This window comes from Acetobacter fabarum (genome assembly GCF_029069195.1).
Taxonomy (GTDB): domain Bacteria; phylum Pseudomonadota; class Alphaproteobacteria; order Acetobacterales; family Acetobacteraceae; genus Acetobacter; species Acetobacter fabarum_A.
Window position 1 is genome coordinate 44,659 of the sequence record NZ_JARDYK010000002.1, and the last position, 17,662, is coordinate 62,320.

Below are 17,662 nucleotides of genomic sequence, written 5' to 3' on the forward strand. Positions count from 1 at the left end.
ACGGTAGAGTGGGGGCATGGAACATACTGCGCATTTTTCCCGTTCGCTGTCACTTCCGCTCATGGCGGCGGAAGCCGGACCTGCCCCTTCCTCCGACCAGAGTGCTGCTTCCCTGCCGCGCTGGGATCTGTCGGCCCTGTACGCAGGCATGGACGACCCGCAACTGGAAGCCGATCTTGCTGGAGCTGCCGCAGCCGCCAGAAGCTTTGCCAGGCTGTATCAGGGGCGTCTGGGCAGCCTGAATGGCGCGCAGATGGCTCAGGCCATGAGCGAGTTTGAAGATATAGAGGAAAAACTGGGCCGGGCTGGCTCCTATGCCTCTTTGCTGTTTGCCGCGGATTCGTCCAGCCCCTCCATCAGCCGCTTCAGCCAGTCCATCAACGAGCGCCTGACCGATATTTCCACCGATCTGCTGTTCTTCGGGCTGGAACTGAACCGGCTGGAAGAGGCCGACCTTCAGGCCAGAATGGCAGACCCCGCTCTGGCCCGCTGGCAGCCTTACCTGCGTGATGTGCGTATGTACCGCCCCCACCAGCTTGGTGATGACGTGGAAAAAGTGCTGCTGGAAAAATCCGTAACCGGCGCACAGGCATGGTGCCGCCTGTTTGATGAGACCATAGCCGCCCTGCGGGTCACGGTGGACGGGCAGACCATGCCGGTGGGCGATGCGCTCAACCGCCTGTCTGATACAGACCGCGGGGTGCGCGAGCGTGCCGGTAAGGCTGTGGGGGCCGTGTTTGAGGGGAATGTCCGCCTGTTTGCGCTCATTACCAACACGCTGGCCAAGGACAAATCCATATCCGACGGGCTGCGGCATTTTGCCCGCCCCACATCCTCGCGCAATCTGTCCAATATGGTGGAAGATGGTGTGGTGGATGCGCTGGTCTCCGCCGTGCGCACGGATTATCCGCGTCTGTCCCACCGTTATTATGCGCTCAAGGCCAAATGGATGGGTCTGGACAGGCTGGAGCACTGGGACCGCAACGCCCCTCTGCCCGGTTGCGAAGACCGCCAGATTCCGTGGACCGAGGCCAAATCCATTGTGCAGAAGGCCTATGACGGGTTTGACCCGCGCATGGGCAAGGTGATCAGCACTTTTCTGACCAGCCCGTGGATTGATGTGCCCCCCGCTCCCGGCAAGTCCCCCGGCGCGTTTGCCCACCCCACCGTACCTTCGGCCCACCCGTATATCCTGCTCAACTACCACGGCCGCATTCGGGATGTGATGACGCTGGCGCACGAACTGGGGCATGGCGTGCATCAGGTTCTGGCGGCAAAGCAGGGCTATCTGATGTCCGATACCCCGCTCACGCTGGCTGAAACCGCCAGTGTGTTTGGTGAGATGCTAACCTTCCAGTCCCTGCTGGATGCGGAACAGGACCCTGCCCGCCGCCGCCTGCTGCTGGCTGGCAAGGTGGAGGATATGCTTAACACCGTGGTGCGCCAGATTGCGTTCTACGAGTTTGAAACCCGCGTGCATGACGAGCGGAAAAAAGGCGAGCTTCTGCCCGAACGGATTGGTGAAATCTGGCGTGCTGTCCAGACCGAAAGCCTTGGTCCGGCCTTTGACTTTACACCTGATTACGATGTGTTCTGGGCGTATATCCCGCACTTTATCCATTCCCCCTTCTATGTGTATGCCTATGCGTTCGGGGATTGTCTGGTGAACGCGCTGTACAGGGTGTTCAGTGAAGGGGCTCCGGGTTTTCAGGATAAATACATCGCCATGCTGGAAGCCGGGGGCACGTTGCGGCACAGGGAACTGCTGGCCCCCTTCGGGCTGGATGCCTCTGACCCCGGTTTCTGGCGCAAGGGGCTGGATGTGATTTCCGGCTTTATTGACCAGTTGGAGCAGGCAGAGCATGGCGCGTGATCTTGATAACTCCGGCATGTTCGGGGAATTGCGGCGTATGGCGCAGACCACCGGCACGGTGGGGGGTATTGCCGCACGCATGGCCGGGCACAGAATGGGGATCCGCACCACGGGTCTGAGCCACGCGGAAGACCTTAAATCCGTGCTGGGTGGGCTTAAAGGCCCGCTCATGAAGGCGGCGCAGCTTCTGGCCACCATACCCGGTGCGTTGCCCGAAGAATATGCGGAGGAACTGGCCCAGCTCCAGTCCAATGCCCCGCCCATGGGCTGGAACTTTGTGCGCCGCCGCATGACGGCCGAGCTTGGAACCGGGTGGGAGAAGAACTTCCGTGCCTTTGGCAAGGAGGCTGCCGCCGCCGCCAGTCTTGGGCAGGTGCATCAGGCCATTCTGGTCGATGGTCGCCGCGTGGCCTGCAAGCTCCAGTACCCGGATATGAACTCGGCGGTGGAGGCAGACCTCAAGCAACTCCGCATGGCCATTGGTGTTTACCACAAGCTCGACAATGCCATCCGCCAGGACGATGTGGTGGAGGAACTGGCCGAACGCCTGCGCGAAGAACTGGATTACCGGCGCGAAGCCGCCAATATGCGCCTCTACCACGCCATTTTGCGTGACTGCCCGGATGTAACCGTGCCCTTGCCGGTGGATGCGCTGAGTACCCGCCGCCTGCTGACCATGGAATGGGTGGCAGGCCAGAACCTGAACGCCGCCATCAAGGCCGGGCTTTCAGATGAGCAGAAAAAAACAATCGCCCGAGCCCTGTTCCGGGGCTGGTACGTGCCACTTTACCAGTATGGCGTAGTGCATGGTGACCCGCATATGGGCAATTTTACCGTGCGCGAGGATGGCGGGCTGAACCTGCTGGATTTTGGGGCAATCCGTATTTTCCGGCCCTCGTTCATCAAGGGTAATATCGACCTGTATAACGCCCTGCGTACAAAGGACGAGGACCTGGCCGCCCATGCGTACGAGGCATGGGGCTTCAAAGACCTCTCGCGCGAGAAGGTGCGTGTGCTCAATGAATGGGCCAGCCTGCTCTACGCCCCGCTTATGGATGACCGCGAGCGTTATATTCAGGAAGAGAACACCCCCGAGCATGGGCGCGCGGTACTGAGCCGCGTGCATGAAGGCCTGCAAAAAGCGGGAGGTGTGCGTCTGCCGCGTGAATTTGTGCTGGTGGACCGTTCGGCCATTGGGCTTGGGTCGGTGTTTATGCGGCTCAAGGTTAAAATGAACTGGAGCGAACTGTTCCACGACATTGTAGACGGGTTTGATGAGCAGGCTCTGACGCAGCGGCAGGATGTGGCCATAAAAGAGGCTCGCTTCCCCCCTGACGCGCCGCCAGCTACCTGAAGGGCTGGCAGGGCGTTACAGGCCCGGCATCGGGGCAGGGGGCGGAGAGGGGCGGATGCTCTCTTGCGCGCCCCAGCCAGCCTAGTAAGCCTGATAGGTCGCGCGTTTGAGATGCGTCTGGTTATATTCAAGCTGGCGGGGGCTTAACTGGAACCCCACCTCGAACCGGTAGTCGGAATCGACATTGCGCGGGGGGATTGGCAGGTCAATCGTGACCACCTTGCTGGTAGTGTCAAACGTTGCAAGGTTGGCGGGGAATGTAACGGTGTGACGGAAGATGTGCTTGTTCACAATCCGGTCCCCGTGCAGCACGGCAATAAACCACGGTATGTTCAGTGTCTCGGTAGAGGAGGCAGGGCCACGTTCAATGGTAATGTGCAGTGCGACTCGGGTTTTGAGGTCCTTGGGGCCACCGGCAGAGCATTCGCCCTCCAGCTTGACAATGCTGGCCCGCGCCACCAGATCACCAAAACCGGTGCCTTTCCCGTTATACAGGTAATAGTCCGCAGCCTCGGAGGGGATATGTGTAATGGGGCAGGCAGGCGCAAACTCCATGGAGGCGCTTTCCCCAGCATTGCAGGCCGTCAGGCTCGTCAGCAGGCCCATGGCCAGTGCGCCTGAAGCGGTTATGCGGGGGAGCAGGCGGCGCAGGCGGGTATGATCATAAGGCATGGAGTGATCCGGCATTATAAGGGGTGGAGGAACAGAAATAAGTGACGCACCAACCCGCCACGCTCCGCAGCGCGCGTGTTTCACGTCTTGAATGCTGCAAAACGGGTTGCATCACATGCGTCCTTTGCGTAGGCCACAACTGCCACGGCCTTTACCGGGTTTCGGGCGTAGCCTGTTTTCAGTATGCGTCTTCATAGCCAGTTATCTTCTCTATACAGTCCGCTGCAACTTTGGGGAACACCATGCCCGATCAAACTGACACCCTGACCACCACCCAGACCGCGGATACGCAGCATGGCCGCTCACTCAAGGTCCTTCTGGCTGGTCCGCGCGGTTTTTGTGCCGGGGTCGACCGCGCCATCCGTGTGGTGGAGGAAGCCATTCGCCGTTACGGCGCGCCGGTCTATGTCCGGCACGAGATCGTTCATAACCGCACCGTCGTAGAGGAACTGGAGGCACAGGGTGCCATTTTTGTGGAGGAACTGGATGAAGTTCCCGCAGATGGTCACGTTGTTTTTTCAGCCCATGGCGTACCCAAGACCGTACCGGCCGAGGCTGAACGCCGCAACCTGCTGTATCTGGATGCCACATGCCCGCTGGTGTCCAAGGTCCACCGCGAGGCCGAGCGCCATTATGCCGCAGGTGGCCCCGAAAGCCGCCATATCCTTATGATCGGCCATGCCGGTCACCCCGAGGTTGTAGGCACCATGGGCCAGCTCCCCGCCGGGGCCGTAACCCTGATCAACGATGCGGACGAAGCCCGCAGCGTGCAGCCTGCGGACCCGAGCATGCTGGCCTTTATTACCCAGACCACCCTTTCGGTCGATGATACGGCAGAAATCGTGGACATCCTGCGCGAGCGGTTCCCCCTGATCGAAGGACCAAAGCGGGAGGATATCTGCTACGCCACCACCAACCGGCAGGAAGCAGTCAAGACCATAGCTCCCGAGTGCGATCTGGTTATTGTGATCGGCTCGCCCAATTCCTCCAACTCCCAGCGTCTGCGGGAAGTGGCTGAACGCTCCGGTGCAGCGCGCGCCCTGCTGGTGCCCCGCCTGGATGCGCTGGACTGGTCCGTGCTTGATGGCGTGGGTACGCTGGGCATTACGGCGGGTGCCTCCGCGCCGGAAGCGCTGGTGCAGGAAATGCTGGCAGAAATGGCCAAGCGTTATACCCTGTGCATTGAAGAACGGATTGTGAAGGAAGAAAACGTAACGTTCCGTCTTCCAGCACCTCTGGGCTAAAGGTGGTTCATGGCCGTTTACACGGACGTTAGCGACGAGGCGCTACAGGACTTTCTGGCAGAATTTGCCATTGGGGATCTGGTATCGTTCCGTGGCATTGCCGAGGGGGTGGAAAACACCAACTTCCAGCTTCGTACAACCGGGGGGGATTTTATTCTCACCCTGTACGAAAAGCGGGTGAATGCGCGGGAACTCCCCTGGTTTCTGGGTCTGATGCAGCATCTTGCGCGGGAGGGAGTCACCTGCCCGCAGCCAGTCGCAGACCGGCGGGGGGAAACGCTCAAAACCCTTGCGGGCCGTCCTGCGGCCATTACCACATTTTTGCCCGGTGTCTGGCCGCGCACCGTGCGGGGCGAGCATTGCCGCCCCCTTGGCCGTGCGCTGGCGCAACTCCATGCGGCGGGCCGCTCCTACGCGCCAGAGCGTGCCAATGCGCTGGGGCCAGACGCATGGGCTCCCCTGCTGCAAAGCTGCGCTGGCGGGGCCAATATGGTGCAGCCGGGCTTGCAGACGGAGCTGGAACAGGCGCTGGCCTGCATTGTGCCCGCATGGCCGGGCCATGGTGGCAACCCCACCCTGCCGCGCGGACAAATTCATGCTGACCTGTTCCCCGATAACGTGTTTTTTCTCAATCATGGCGTGTCGGGGCTGATTGACTTCTATTTTGCCTGCACGGACTATCTGGCATACGATGTGGCCATCTGCCTGAATGCGTGGTGCTTCCAGCCCGATGGCGCGTTTAACGTGACCTTCGCGCGTCAGATGCTACTGGGTTATGAGGAAGTGCGGATGCTCGATCGTGCCGAGCGCCGGGCCATGCCTGTTCTGGCTCAGGGCGCGGCCATGCGCTTTTTGCTGACCCGGTTGTATGACTGGATCAACACCCCGGCCGATGCGCTGGTTACGCCCAAAAACCCGCTGGATTACCTCAAACGGCTCAGGTTCCATCTGGCGACGCAGACTGTGGGTGGTTATGGACTCTGAACCTTCTTCCCCAACCCCGGAAAACCGGATGCAGGTTGAAATCTGGACCGATGGTGGGTGCAAGCCTAATCCTGGCCCCGGCGGCTGGGGGGTATTGCTGCGCTGCAGGGGAGTGGAGCGTGAACTCTCGGGCGGGGAACTGGCGACTACCAACAACCGTATGGAACTGACAGCCGCCGCCGAGGCATTGGAAGCGCTGACCAGGCCCTGCGTAGTCAGCCTGCATACCGATAGTGAATATGTGCGGAATGGCATTACGCGCTGGCATACGGGCTGGGTCCGCCGTAACTGGCGCAACGCGGCGGGAGACCCGGTCGCCAACATGGATTTATGGCGGCGCCTGCTGGATGCCGCCAAACCGCATGATGTGTCATGGTACTGGGTCAAGGGCCATTCTGGCGTGCCGGAGAACGAACGGGTGGACCAGTTGGCCACACAGGCCCGTATCTGCATGGAAGAGCAGAAAGCAGGCGCGTAACCCCGCCTTATGGCTCCATGTCAGACTGATAAATATCAATATAGTCCTGAGGTGCACCCGGCTTGGCGTTCTGGGGCTGGCCAATGACCCGTACATAAATTCTGGTCGAAGGCGTTCCGCCGTTCATCAGCACGCTCCGCGCGGCCAGACCACGGGCAAGAGCCATGCGCCGTGGGAGTGAGGGATCGTCCGCCGAACCTGAGCTATAGGCATCAACAAGGGCGCGCACATGCGGTTTGTACGCAAGGTTCTGGCCAAATGCCAGAATGGCCTGATGCGTTTCGGGGTTAAGATCGGCTGAGCCGGGGGCAAATGTCAGACGTACACCACCGGGAATGGGGGTAAGAACGCCTGTAGCCTGAAGCTGCACGGTAGGCTGCGGAGGAATGGGGAAGGGGTGCACCTCCACATCGGACGGAGGCGCAGTGAGCTGCGGTGTTGCCGGTGGCGCATTGGGAATGGTGGCTTCCGGCGGGGGGCGTACCGGAGCAGGGGCCGCAACCGGCACTTGTGCCTGCGTGGCGCGGGCCTTACCCGCAGGAACAGGCTGGGCCATGCCGGGTGTGGCTGCCGGTGCTGGCAATGGCTGCGTGTTCTGACCTGCTGGTGTTGCGGAGGAGGTGCGCGGAGTGACAGCGGCATTGGCCGTGGCGGCTGGCTGGTTGGTTCCGGGTGTGGCGGTTTGTGTCTGTGGCCGTGGCCGTTGTGTGGGCCCGGAGGCTGCGTGGTGCTGGGCGCGCGGGTGTTGTGGTGTGTTCTGCCTTGCCTGCGAGGCGGCGGTTCCGGAGACCGCCGGGGGGGGCTGTGTACCTGCCAGACTGTCAAGCGCCTGCGCGTTTGTCGTGACCTGGGCATGGGCCGTGCCCGTCCCGACCAGCCCTGCGGCGCAGAGCAGGGAAAGACGGCACGAAAGAGAGAACATTTTTTTCATTGCAGTGCAGACTAGCCCAGAAGGTGGGAGGGATAAAACGGGGTATTCTGGCAAGAGGGTGCAAAAAGGCGCGCAGTCATGCGGAAAACTGCTCTTCTGCAATACGTTCGGAGAGTGTCTGCCCCGGATCAAACAGCAAGGTTACGGTCAGGTTGCGGTCTTCGCGCACCTGAACCGAGGTTATGTCGCGCACTTCTACCGAATCGGCCACGGCGGCAACGGGCCGTTTTTCAGCTTCCATGACCGTAAAACCCACATGGGCGGTGGAGGGCAGCAGCGCACCACGCCAGCGGCGGGGCCTAAAGGCGCATATGGGGGTTAGCGGCAGCAGATTGCCCGAAAGGGGAACAATCGGCCCATGGGCGGACAGGTTGTAGGCGGTGGAGCCCGCAGGGGTTGCCAGCAATGCGCCATCACAGATCAGTTCGGGCACCCGGACCAGCCCGTCTACATCTATCCGGAGCTTGGCGGCCTGACGGGTCTGGCGGAACAGATACACATCGTTGAGTGCCAGCGCTTCGTATGTCTCATTGCTGCTGGTGGTGGCCGTCATGCGCAGTGGGTGCAAGGTGGCGGCCTGTGCGTGGAAAAGGCGGTGAGGCAGGTCTTCCTCGTCCATCGGGTTCATCAGAAAACCAACGGAGCCGCAATTCATGCCGTAAACCGGGGCGGTAAGCTGCGTTTCCAGCACCACGCGCAGGGTCTCAAGCATAAAGCCGTCCCCACCCAGACAGACAATGACTTCCGCATCTCCGGGGTGGCAGTTGCCGTAATGGGCTACCAGCCGGTCAAACTCCATCCGCGCCTCAAGCGTGGGGGCAGCCATGAAGGCCAGCCTGCGCGGCGTCTGGGCAAAAAGGGGCTGCGTGGAGGAGGATGCGGCACTCATGCTCTGCCCTGTGGGTGGAGGAAGGAAGAGTGTGTCTTACCCCGCAAGACCGTGGTTCTGAAAGGGGGCGGCCTCATTTTTGGTGTGGAGGAAGGCAGGGGCCAGCCGGGTGCCCAGTAACTCGTCATACACTCCCAGTGTCGCGTGCTGCATGGCCTCGGTCGTGTAGTGTGCCAGAACGGCCTGCCGGGCAGCCCTGCCCATATGGGTAAGTGATGCGGCCGGGGCGCTGAGTAAGGCCAGCATGGCATCGGCCAGTGCCTCCACATCGTTGGGAGGGACGGACAGGCCGGTGACACCATTATCCACCGTTTCCACCGCCGCACCGTGATGGGAGACAATAACCGGGCGGCACATGGCCTGCGCTTCCACCACAACACGGCCAAACGGTTCGGGGCGAAGGGAAGGCACAAGCACCATGCTCGCCAGCGCCATGGCGGCGGGCATGTCCTCGCAGTGTCCGGCAAAGCGGATTCTGTTATCCAGCCCCAGACTGCTGGCCAGTTGGGTCAGCTCCTGCACGTAGCGTCCGTCTGCCTTGTCGGACCCGGCAAACACGCAGTGCCAAGGCTGGTCGGGTAACCCGGCTTCCAGTTGCGCCAGCGCTTGTAGCACAAGGGTCTGCCCTTTCCAGGCGGTCAGTCTGCCGGGCATGAGAATAATGGCCGAACCTGTAGGAATGTTCCATTGCTCGGCCAGTTGGTGCATGCGCTGCCCGCTGACCGCATGGGGGCTGAACTGAGCGATATCCGCCCCGCGTGGAATAACCCGCAGGCGGGTGGGGGGCACATTGTAGTCCTTGTGGAGCATCTGCCCGATATGTGCGCTTATGGCAATAACCCGGTCCCCGCTGGCCAGCACGGAGTTATACAGTTTTTTGCCCGGCATGGTGTGGGCATGCACGCCATGCCAGGTAGTGACAAACGCGGTGTGGGTGCGCCAGCACGCCATTCTGGCCGTCCAGGCGGGAATGCGGGAGCGGGCATGTACCAGAGCCACATTGTGCTGGCCCAGTATGCGGGCCAGCAGACGGGCATTCCGCCAGACATGAGCGGGGTTGCGGCTGCCACATTCGGGGAGGGTAATATGCTCCGCCCCCAGACTCCGCAGCATGGGCACAAGGCGTCCTCCGCTGCTGGCGACGAGTGCCTTGCCTCCTGCCTGAGTAATGGCCTGCGCCATTTCCAGAGTGCCACGTTCAACACCGCCTTGTTGCAGGGCGGGAAGAATTTGCAAAATAACAGGAGAGCTTAGAAAACTGGCCATGGTGCTCCTATTATCACGCACCGGGGCAAAGGTGCCATATTCTGACCGCACAAGGCTCCGTGCTTGACCAGTATGGGCCAGAGTTTGCTATGGATGCTCTATGAAAGCAGTTTTCTCTGCGCGTCGGTCCCTGCCCTGCATGCTGGCTGGCGCTGTTGTTCTGGCGGGAGCATCTTCGTTTGAAGATGTCGCACTGGCCCGCACGCCGCAGGCGGCGGGGGATAAAAAGCAGGTCTGGTCCGTGACCGTCTGCATGGCCATGATCGGTGATGACCCCTACGGCGCGCGGGATTATGCGCTGGACTGGCAGCACCATGGTGGCGGGCGCGATGCCCGGCACTGCCATGCCCTGGCCTTGCTTGAAGCGGGGGATGAGGACCAATCCGCGCGCGAGCTGGATGAACTGGCCCACCAGAACGCGCCCAAGGGGGATGTGCCTCCTCCGGCCCTGCGTGCCACTCTGGAGGATGAGGCCGCCGAGGCATGGCTGGCCGCCGGTGATCCGGGCAGGGCACAGGCCAGTGCGGATTTCGGGCTGCTCGCCCAGCCACATGACCAGTCCTTGCAAATTGCCCGGGCGCGCAGTGTGCTGGCCCAGAACCGGGCCGATCTGGCGGAGCAGGAACTCACCGCCCTGATAACACGCCAGCCCGGAGCCAGGCCCGAAGCCTATGTTCTGCTGGCTGAGGCCGAGCGCAAGATGGGGCGGCTTGATCTGGCCATGCAGCATGTGGCCCATGCTCTGGTGGTTGCGCCAGACAGTGCCGCAGCCCTGCTGGAGCGCGGGATTATCCGCGAGTGGAAGGGTGATGCCACCGGCGCCCAGCAGGACTGGCAGAAAGTGCTGGACCTCTCCCCGGACGGTCATGAGGCCGATCTGGCCCGTCAGGACCTGGCCGTTATGGCGGCAGACCCCGATTCTCCATGAGCAGCGGGCAGGGGCTGGAGGCACAGCGCATTCTGGTTATCCGGTTGAGCGCGCTGGGGGATTTTGTGCAGAGTTTTGGCCCGTTCGAAGCCATCAGGCGCGCCCACCCCAATGCCCGCATAACCCTGCTGACCACCCGCCCCTTTGTGGAGCTGGCCCGCCTTGCTCCATGGTTTGACCATGTGGAGGTAGACCATCGCCCCCGCTGGACCGACTTCGCTGGACTGTGCACCTTAAGGCGGCAGTTGCGTGGGTATGACCGGGTTTATGATTTGCAGACATCGGGACGCACGGCGCGGTACTTCTGGCTGGCGGGGCGGCCGGTGTGGTCCGGGCATGCGGGGTGTTCTGCCTTGCTCCATGCCAATCCGTGGCGTGACATCATGCACACCCGCCCCCGCCAGCGCGACCAGTTGCGTATGGCAGGTGTTGCCCCGGTGGACCGGCCGGACCTTGGCTGGCTGGTGGAAGGTGGGCCGCATCTGCCCCGGCCCTATGCCCTGCTTGTGCCCGGTGCGGCCCCCCATCGCCCCGCCAAACGCTGGCCCGCCGGGTATTACGGTCAGCTGGCGGCCGAAATGGTGGCGCGGGGCATAACCCCTGTTGTGGTCGGGAGTGCGGGGGAACAGCCGCTGGCGGCACAAATTCTGCAGTGCTGCCCGCAGGCGCTGGACCTGACAGGTCAGACCAGCCTGCCCGATCTGGCGGGCCTTGCCGCGCGGGCATGGGGTGCTGTGGGGAATGATACCGGTCCCATGCATCTGGCGGCCGAGGTTGGATGCCGCTGCCTTGTCCTGTTTTCGCGCGAGAGTACGCCTGCGCGCACGGCCCCTTTGGGGTATGCGCCGGGGCAGGTAGGTGTGTTATGGGCGCGTGATCTTGCAGTCCTTTCAGTTCAGAGGGTTGCAGCCGCGCTCTGGTAGCGCCATTAAACACTGTTTGGTTTTATTCTTTTTATTTTTTGGAGCTTGCACCCATGCCCGCTATCACCCTGCCCGACGGTTCTGTTCGCAGTTTTGACGGGCCAGTTACGGGCACTACGGTGGCGGAGTCCATTGGTGCAGGACTGGCCAAGGCCGCTTTGGCCATGGAAGTGGACGGCCAGCTAAGCGATATTCGTCAGACCATAAAAGCCGATGCCAAGGTCCGGTTTATTACCAGAAAAGACCCCGAAGCGCTCGAACTGATCCGCCACGATGCCGCCCATGTGCTGGCTGAGGCCGTGCAGGAGCTGTTCCCCGGTACGCAGGTTACCATCGGCCCGTCCATTGAACACGGGTTCTACTACGACTTTTTCCGCGCAGAGCCCTTCACCCCCGAAGATTTTGCCGCCATCGAAGCCAGAATGAAGGAAATCGTGGCAAGAGCCGAGCCGTTCGAGCGCGAGGTCTGGCCGCGTGATGCCGCCATTGCATTTTTTGAAGAACGTGGCGAATCGTTCAAGGGCGAGCTGATCCGCGACCTGCCGGAAACGGAAGATATTTCCATCTACCGGCAGGGCCAGTGGCTGGACCTGTGCCGTGGCCCCCACCTGCGCACCACCAGAGATGTGGGAACCGCCTTTAAACTGATGAAGGTAGCTGGCGCTTACTGGCGTGGAGATCATCGCAACCCCATGCTGACCCGCGTGTACGGCACCGCATGGCGCGACCAGAAAGAACTCGACGCCTACCTGCTCCAGCTTGAAGAGGCCGAAAAGCGTGACCACCGCCGCATCGGGCGGGAGATGGGTCTGTTCCACTTTCAGGAAGAAGCAGTGGGTCAGGTCTTCTGGCACGCCAAGGGCTGGCGCGTTTATTCCGTGCTGCAGGACTACATGCGCAGGGCGCAGACCCGCCACGGCTATCAGGAAGTGCGCACCCCCCAGCTTGTGGACCGCGGCCTGTGGGAGGCATCGGGCCACTGGGACAAATACCGCCATCACATGTTTGTTGCCACGGTGGAGGATGAGGATAAAACCCTCGCCCTCAAACCCATGAACTGCCCGTGCCATGTGCAGATTTTCCGCCACGGACTGCGCTCCTACCGTGAGCTGCCGCTCCGCATGGCCGAGTTTGGGGCCTGCCATCGGTATGAGCCCTCAGGCGCACTGCATGGCCTGATGCGCGTGCGTGGTTTTACGCAGGATGATGCGCATATTTTCTGCACCGAAGACCAGATTGCGGCCGAAACCGTGCAGTTTGTGCAGATGCTGCACGAAGTGTACCAGGACCTCGGGTTTGAACACGTACGCGTCAAATTTGCCGACCGCCCCGAACAGCGCGCAGGCAGCGAAGCGGTGTGGGACAAGGCCGAAGCCGCACTCAGGGAAGCCTGCACCGTTGCGGGGGTTGATTACGAATATAATCCGGGTGAGGGGGCGTTCTACGGCCCCAAGCTCGAATTCGTGCTGCGTGACGCCATTGGCCGCGACTGGCAGTGCGGCACCTTGCAGGTGGATCTTGTTCTGCCCGAACGGCTGGATGCCAGTTATGTGGGCGAGGACTCGGCCAAGCATCGCCCTGTTATGCTCCACCGTGCCATTCTGGGCTCGTTCGAGCGCTTCCTCGGGATTCTGATCGAACAGCACGCAGGGCGTTTTCCGCTGTGGCTCGCACCCGTTCAGGTGGTTGTGGCCTCCATTGTCAGTGACGCCGCACCCTATGCACAGGACGTTGCCGCGGCTCTGCGCAATGCCGGTCTGGTGGCGGAAGCCGATGTCCGCAATGACAAGATCAATGCCAAAGTACGCGAGCATAGTGTAGGCCGCGTGCCGGTTATACTGGTCGTTGGCCGCCGCGAGGCAGAGGAAGGCACCGTGGCCATGCGCCGCCTTGGCTCGCAGGCGCAGGAGGTGCTAACGCTGGATCAGGTCATTGCTGCACTCAGCCACGAAGCCACCCCCCCCGATCTGCGCAGAAAGGCGTGAGGAGGGCAGGGTTGTTGTGGCAATGCTGCAATGCCCCTGATTTATTGCATGGACCGCTTGATAAACAGCGGAGAATTGCGCACATACTCATAGCAGGCGGAGCACCGGTGTAACGGTGCCTCTGTTTGTTTTTGAAATGCATTACAGGAGCCGACCATAGTCAGATCCCCTTACCCCGCGGCGCCCAGCAAAGAAGGGCCGCGTGTGAATGAAGAAATTCGTGTGCCGCAGGTTCGCCTGATTGATGAAACAGGCGAAATGGCGGGCGTTATGTCCGTGCGTGATGCGCTTGCCCGTGCCTATGGCGTTGGGCTGGACCTGCTGGAAATAAGCCCCAATGCTGAGCCGCCGGTTGTAAAAATTCTCGACTACGGCAAGTTCAAGTACGAGCAGCAGAAAAAGCGCAACGAAGCCAAGAAAAAACAGAAAGTTATCGAAATCAAGGAAGTCAAGGTTCGTCCGAATATCGACGAAAATGACTACCAGGTTAAGATGCGCTCTGTGAAAAGCTTTATTGGCGACGGGGATAAGGTCAAGGTCACACTGCGTTTCCGTGGGCGCGAAATGGCGCATCAGGAACTGGGGATCAAGGTTCTGGAACGGATTCGGACAGAAATTGATGAACTGGCCAAGGTGGAGCAGATGCCCCGTCTTGAAAACCGCCAGATGATTATGGTGCTGGCGCCGCGCTAAGCTTTTTTCTGTCTGGACTGGCTAAAAAACCGCCCGGGGCTAAGCCTCGGGCGGTTTTTTTATGGCTGATTATTGGTCATGCACCCCCAAAGCTGTGCTTCAGGGTTCCAGAAGTACGGTTGCCCGCAGGTCGGCGCGTACGGTCTGGGCCTCTGCCGTACTGGACGGGCTGGAACCGATCGAATCGTTTGCAGCGCCAGCAACAGCGGCACGGAGCATGATCGGCATGGGACGGGGATATTTTTGGTCAGAGACACTGATCTGCGCAAACCGGGCCACGTGGAGGCCAAGGGATTGGGCGAGTGTGTCGGCCTGTTTTTTTAGTTCCGCTATGGCTTTTTTCTCGGATTCCAGGAACAGACTCTGACGTTTTTCGTCCGAGAGTGACCAGTCCAGCCCTTCCAGAATAAGCCCCTGAGCCTGCAACTGTCCGGCCAGAGGTAAAAGGCTTTTACCATCCGTGGCGGAAAAGCTCAGAGTCTGGCTGGCGGTCCAGTATGGGCGGGCTTTTTCGGGCCGTGTTTCGTAAACGGAATACTGGAGCACTGCGGCTTTGATGTCGGTATTTTTGGCTGCTTCATCCGTGGCTTTTTTTACCACGGCGTTTACATCCCCTTGGGCGGAGGCAGCATTTTTGTTCTGGCTTTCCGCCCTGAAGCGCGCACTCAGCTTGTCTGGTGCGGCTTCTGTGATACCCGTGGTGTGGATTTCCAGCCGGGTATAAGGCTTGGCGCTGTCCTGGGCGTGGGCAGGGAGCGTGTGGGCCAGCATGGCCACACCCGAAGCCAGAGCAAGAAAACCCATGGGTTTGAAAGATGGGAGGAGAGTCACGATGGTGCTCCTTCTGCGTTTAATAAGGCGCGGCGCAACCGCACCAGTCCGGGGCGGACATGCCCGCTTTTGCAAAGATTCACGCCTTCCATTTTTAATTTGGAAACGGAGACGGAGGACTTTGTGGCTGAATATGAGTCTATTAAATGGGCAAGTTCAAGGCAGAAGGAAAGGCTGTCGGATGTGACGACAATAGGGGGAGATAATCCGGTGGAGGGAAACAAATCCCAGTCAAAAGGTGCGGATATTGGCAGATGCGCATTACTGGCAAGTGTGACAGCACCACCCGTGATAACGCACGCCAGAGCCAGAACAAGGGGTGAGCGGAAGTTCATGGAATACTAAGAGACGCAATTGCATGTTATTTCAACAAAACTATCCACAAAAAACGATCTATTAACGTTAATAGATTTAGGTCATCATTGTAATATTACAGGTATTTTAAAGTTTATCAGGGCAATCATATATTGCGGGCACATCTATAGTCACGGCGAGGCCCGGATTGTTGTGCGATAAGCGCAATATGCCACCATGCAACTCCACAATGGCCTGCACAAGAGCCAGCCCCAGCCCTGAACCGGGGGTGTGGCGTGCCCGCTCGGCCCGAAAGAAGCGTTCCGATGCGCGGGCAAGGTCTGCGTCATTCATGCCAATCCCTTTGTCCGCAACCGTAATGCGGATGCTGCCTGTCTGTGAGTGTTCGGCAGAGGACGTGGGGGGAATGTGGTGTGCACTCAGGCTTATGACCCCTTGCGAGGGGGAGAATTTGATGGCGTTGTCCAGAATATTGGCCAAAGCCTGCTGGAACATGGCCTGATCACCCCAGAATGGCAGGTGGAAGGGGAAGTCTCTCAGCAGCTTCAGATCATGCTCATCTGCCACGGCTTCATATAATTCCGTAATATCACGCAAGATGGTAGCCAGATCGAATATGGCAAAGGCCGAGCGGCGGGTGCCCGATTCAATCTGGGCAATGCGCAGCAGGGCTTCGCAAATGCCGGTCACGTTGTCCAGATTGACCGCAGCCTTGTCAATGGCGGCGCGCAGGGCCGGTTCGCTTTTGGCGGAGCGGGAGGCATCCTCCAGTTCCGCACGGGCACGGGCAATGGGGGTCCGCAGATCGTGCGCAATGGAGTTGGAAACCTGCTTGACCCCATCCATCAGTCGGGTAATGCGGTCGAGCATCTGGTTGATGGTCAAGGCCACATCATCGAGTTCGTCCCCCATGCCGGATACGGGAATACGGCGGGACATATCGCCCTGTGTAATGGCCAGGGTTGTGCGGTTGATGGAGTGGATGATCCGCCGGAACAGCACGCGCACAACCCAGCCCCCGCCAATGGCCAGCAGCCCGATCATAAGGCATGTCCAGAGCATGGTGTCCGTAAGCATCCGCTGGATCTGGGTGCGCTCACTAATATCGCGCCCGATCAGCAGAAGGTAATTGCCTTGCAGTGTCCACACGCGGATCTGTGCAAGATCAAGCTGGCCGTCACGGAGCACGGGCAGGGTTTGCCAGATCAGGGAGGGATCAAGCTGTACGGGCCAGCGGGCCAGATTGCCAGCCAGAAGTTTGCCGTCCGGCGCGCTCAGCAGGTACAGGGCATTGTCATCTATATCCTGCGCCAGACGGTTGTTGATCAGGTTTTCCAGCCCCAGAATGCCGTCACGCTGCCATTCAGTAAGGAGGGCATGGGCATCAAGCGCAATGGAGCGGCGAACGCGCTGTTCCAGCAGGCCAATGGTGCCCCACCATACAAACGACAGGAACAGTATGGCGGAGCTGATAAACAGAACGCTGTAAACAAGCCCAAAACGCAGGCTGACGGATTGTATGCGGACCTTGCGTAAAATAGTCTGCATAAATCGCGCAGGCCCGGTCATTCTTGCAGCATGTATCCGGCATTGCGTACCGTATGCACCAGCGCGTGCTCAAAAGGTTTGTCTATTTTCTGGCGCAGGCGGGAGATATGGACGTCAATGACATTGGTCTGCGGGTCAAAATGGTAGTCCCACACGCCTTCCAGCAGCATGGTGCGGGTGACGACCTGCCCGGTATGGCGCATTAAAAATTCCAGAAGACGGAACTCACGCGGTTGCAGGTCTATTTTCTGCCCACCCCGACGGACAGCGCGGGAGAGCAGGTCTATTTCCAGGTCACCCACACTCAGTTTGGTCAGGGGTTGTGCCTCGTTGCGGTTACGGCGCACAAGGGCTTCCAGCCGGGCCTGTAGCTCGGAAAAAGAGAAGGGCTTGCTTACGTAGTCATCTCCGCCCGCTTTAAGCCCGGCCACTTTTTCGTCTACATCTGCCAGAGCGGACAGCAGGAGAACGGGGGTCAGGTTGCCTTCGCGGCGCAGGGTTTCCAGAATATGGAGACCCTCTACCCCGCCAGGGAGCATACGGTCGAGGATAATGACATCGAATTTATCCTGACAGGCAAGGGCAAGGCCCTGCTTGCCGTCTGCGGCCTGTTCTACCAGATGACCGGCTTCGGACAGGCCCTTGGCAACAAAGTTACGGACCGTTTGATCATCTTCTATTAGAAGAACACGCATAGACAGACCCCAATTACCCAAACGGATTACCAAATTCTTACAGGAAATATATG

At 60.2% G+C, this 17,662-nt stretch carries 16 protein-coding genes; 9 read left to right on the forward strand and 7 right to left on the reverse strand.

Going from position 1 to position 17,662, the window contains the following annotated elements; all coding sequences use genetic code 11:
• The first annotated feature begins 16 nt into the window (after window positions 1-16).
• Window positions 17-1,873, forward strand: a complete 1,857-nt coding sequence (locus PY793_RS03440) for a M3 family oligoendopeptidase (RefSeq protein ID WP_408744658.1) — start codon at window positions 17-19, stop codon at window positions 1,871-1,873.
• A complete protein-coding gene (locus PY793_RS03445) occupies window positions 1,863-3,227 on the forward strand; it encodes an ABC1 kinase family protein (protein ID WP_275176730.1) in 1,365 nt (454 codons plus the stop codon). Before PY793_RS03440 ends, PY793_RS03445 begins: the two co-directional genes overlap by 11 nt.
• 81 nt (window positions 3,228-3,308) lie before the next feature.
• On the opposite strand, the gene PY793_RS03450 is transcribed toward PY793_RS03445, so the two are convergent.
• Window positions 3,309-3,899, reverse strand: a complete 591-nt coding sequence (locus PY793_RS03450; protein WP_275176731.1) for a hypothetical protein — start codon at window positions 3,897-3,899, stop codon at window positions 3,309-3,311.
• A 242-nt stretch (window positions 3,900-4,141) separates the two neighbouring features.
• Here PY793_RS03450 and ispH point away from each other — a divergent pair, with 242 nt between their 5' ends.
• From ispH to rnhA, 3 genes are read left to right on the forward strand one after another with little or no spacing between them, the layout of a single operon-like run.
• Window positions 4,142-5,143, forward strand: coding sequence for a 4-hydroxy-3-methylbut-2-enyl diphosphate reductase (ispH, locus tag PY793_RS03455; protein ID WP_086645653.1), 1,002 nt, complete (start codon window positions 4,142-4,144; stop codon window positions 5,141-5,143).
• A gap of 9 nt (window positions 5,144-5,152) precedes the next feature.
• The gene (locus PY793_RS03460; protein WP_275176732.1) at window positions 5,153-6,127 is read left to right on the forward strand and encodes a homoserine kinase; all 975 of its coding nucleotides are present in this window, start codon (window positions 5,153-5,155) and stop codon (window positions 6,125-6,127) included.
• Between the two features lie 28 nt (window positions 6,128-6,155).
• Complete coding sequence (gene rnhA, locus PY793_RS03465; protein WP_408744659.1) at window positions 6,156-6,605, forward strand: ribonuclease HI; 450 nt, start codon at window positions 6,156-6,158, stop codon at window positions 6,603-6,605.
• A gap of 7 nt (window positions 6,606-6,612) precedes the next feature.
• Here rnhA and PY793_RS03470 read toward each other — a convergent pair whose 3' ends face one another.
• The 3 genes from PY793_RS03470 to PY793_RS03480 form a co-directional block, all read right to left on the reverse strand.
• Entirely contained in the window at window positions 6,613-7,527 is a 915-nt protein-coding gene (locus PY793_RS03470) for an OmpA family protein (RefSeq protein WP_275176734.1), read from the reverse strand.
• Between the two features lie 85 nt (window positions 7,528-7,612).
• A complete protein-coding gene (locus PY793_RS03475; protein WP_275176735.1) occupies window positions 7,613-8,425 on the reverse strand; it encodes an NAD kinase in 813 nt (270 codons plus the stop codon).
• A 36-nt stretch (window positions 8,426-8,461) separates the two neighbouring features.
• Entirely contained in the window at window positions 8,462-9,691 is a 1,230-nt protein-coding gene (locus PY793_RS03480) for a glycosyltransferase family 4 protein (protein WP_275176736.1), read from the reverse strand.
• 100 nt (window positions 9,692-9,791) lie between these two features.
• Here PY793_RS03480 and PY793_RS03485 point away from each other — a divergent pair, with 100 nt between their 5' ends.
• The 4 genes from PY793_RS03485 (at window position 9,792) to infC (ending at window position 14,220) form a co-directional block, all read left to right on the forward strand.
• Complete coding sequence (locus PY793_RS03485) at window positions 9,792-10,619, forward strand: tetratricopeptide repeat protein (protein WP_275176737.1); 828 nt, start codon at window positions 9,792-9,794, stop codon at window positions 10,617-10,619.
• Complete coding sequence (locus PY793_RS03490; protein ID WP_275176738.1) at window positions 10,616-11,542, forward strand: glycosyltransferase family 9 protein; 927 nt, start codon at window positions 10,616-10,618, stop codon at window positions 11,540-11,542. Before PY793_RS03485 ends, PY793_RS03490 begins: the two co-directional genes overlap by 4 nt.
• A 53-nt stretch (window positions 11,543-11,595) precedes the next feature.
• Entirely contained in the window at window positions 11,596-13,527 is a 1,932-nt protein-coding gene (gene thrS / locus PY793_RS03495) for a threonine--tRNA ligase (protein WP_275176739.1), read from the forward strand.
• A 156-nt stretch (window positions 13,528-13,683) separates the two neighbouring features.
• A complete protein-coding gene (gene infC / locus PY793_RS03500) occupies window positions 13,684-14,220 on the forward strand; it encodes a translation initiation factor IF-3 (protein ID WP_059024330.1) in 537 nt (178 codons plus the stop codon).
• 99 nt (window positions 14,221-14,319) lie between these two features.
• On the opposite strand, the gene PY793_RS03505 is transcribed toward infC, so the two are convergent.
• The 3 genes from PY793_RS03505 to PY793_RS03515 all read right to left on the reverse strand — a co-directional run bounded on the left by PY793_RS03505 (window position 14,320) and on the right by PY793_RS03515 (window position 17,609).
• A complete protein-coding gene (locus PY793_RS03505) occupies window positions 14,320-15,051 on the reverse strand; it encodes an SIMPL domain-containing protein (protein WP_275176740.1) in 732 nt (243 codons plus the stop codon).
• Window positions 15,052-15,492: 441 nt separating this feature from the next.
• Window positions 15,493-16,935, reverse strand: a complete 1,443-nt coding sequence (locus tag PY793_RS03510) for a HAMP domain-containing sensor histidine kinase (protein WP_275176741.1) — start codon at window positions 16,933-16,935, stop codon at window positions 15,493-15,495.
• A complete protein-coding gene (locus tag PY793_RS03515; RefSeq protein WP_166111611.1) occupies window positions 16,932-17,609 on the reverse strand; it encodes a winged helix-turn-helix domain-containing protein in 678 nt (225 codons plus the stop codon). The genes PY793_RS03510 and PY793_RS03515 overlap by 4 nt, the downstream gene beginning before the upstream one ends.
• Window positions 17,610-17,662: the final 53 nt, after the last annotated feature.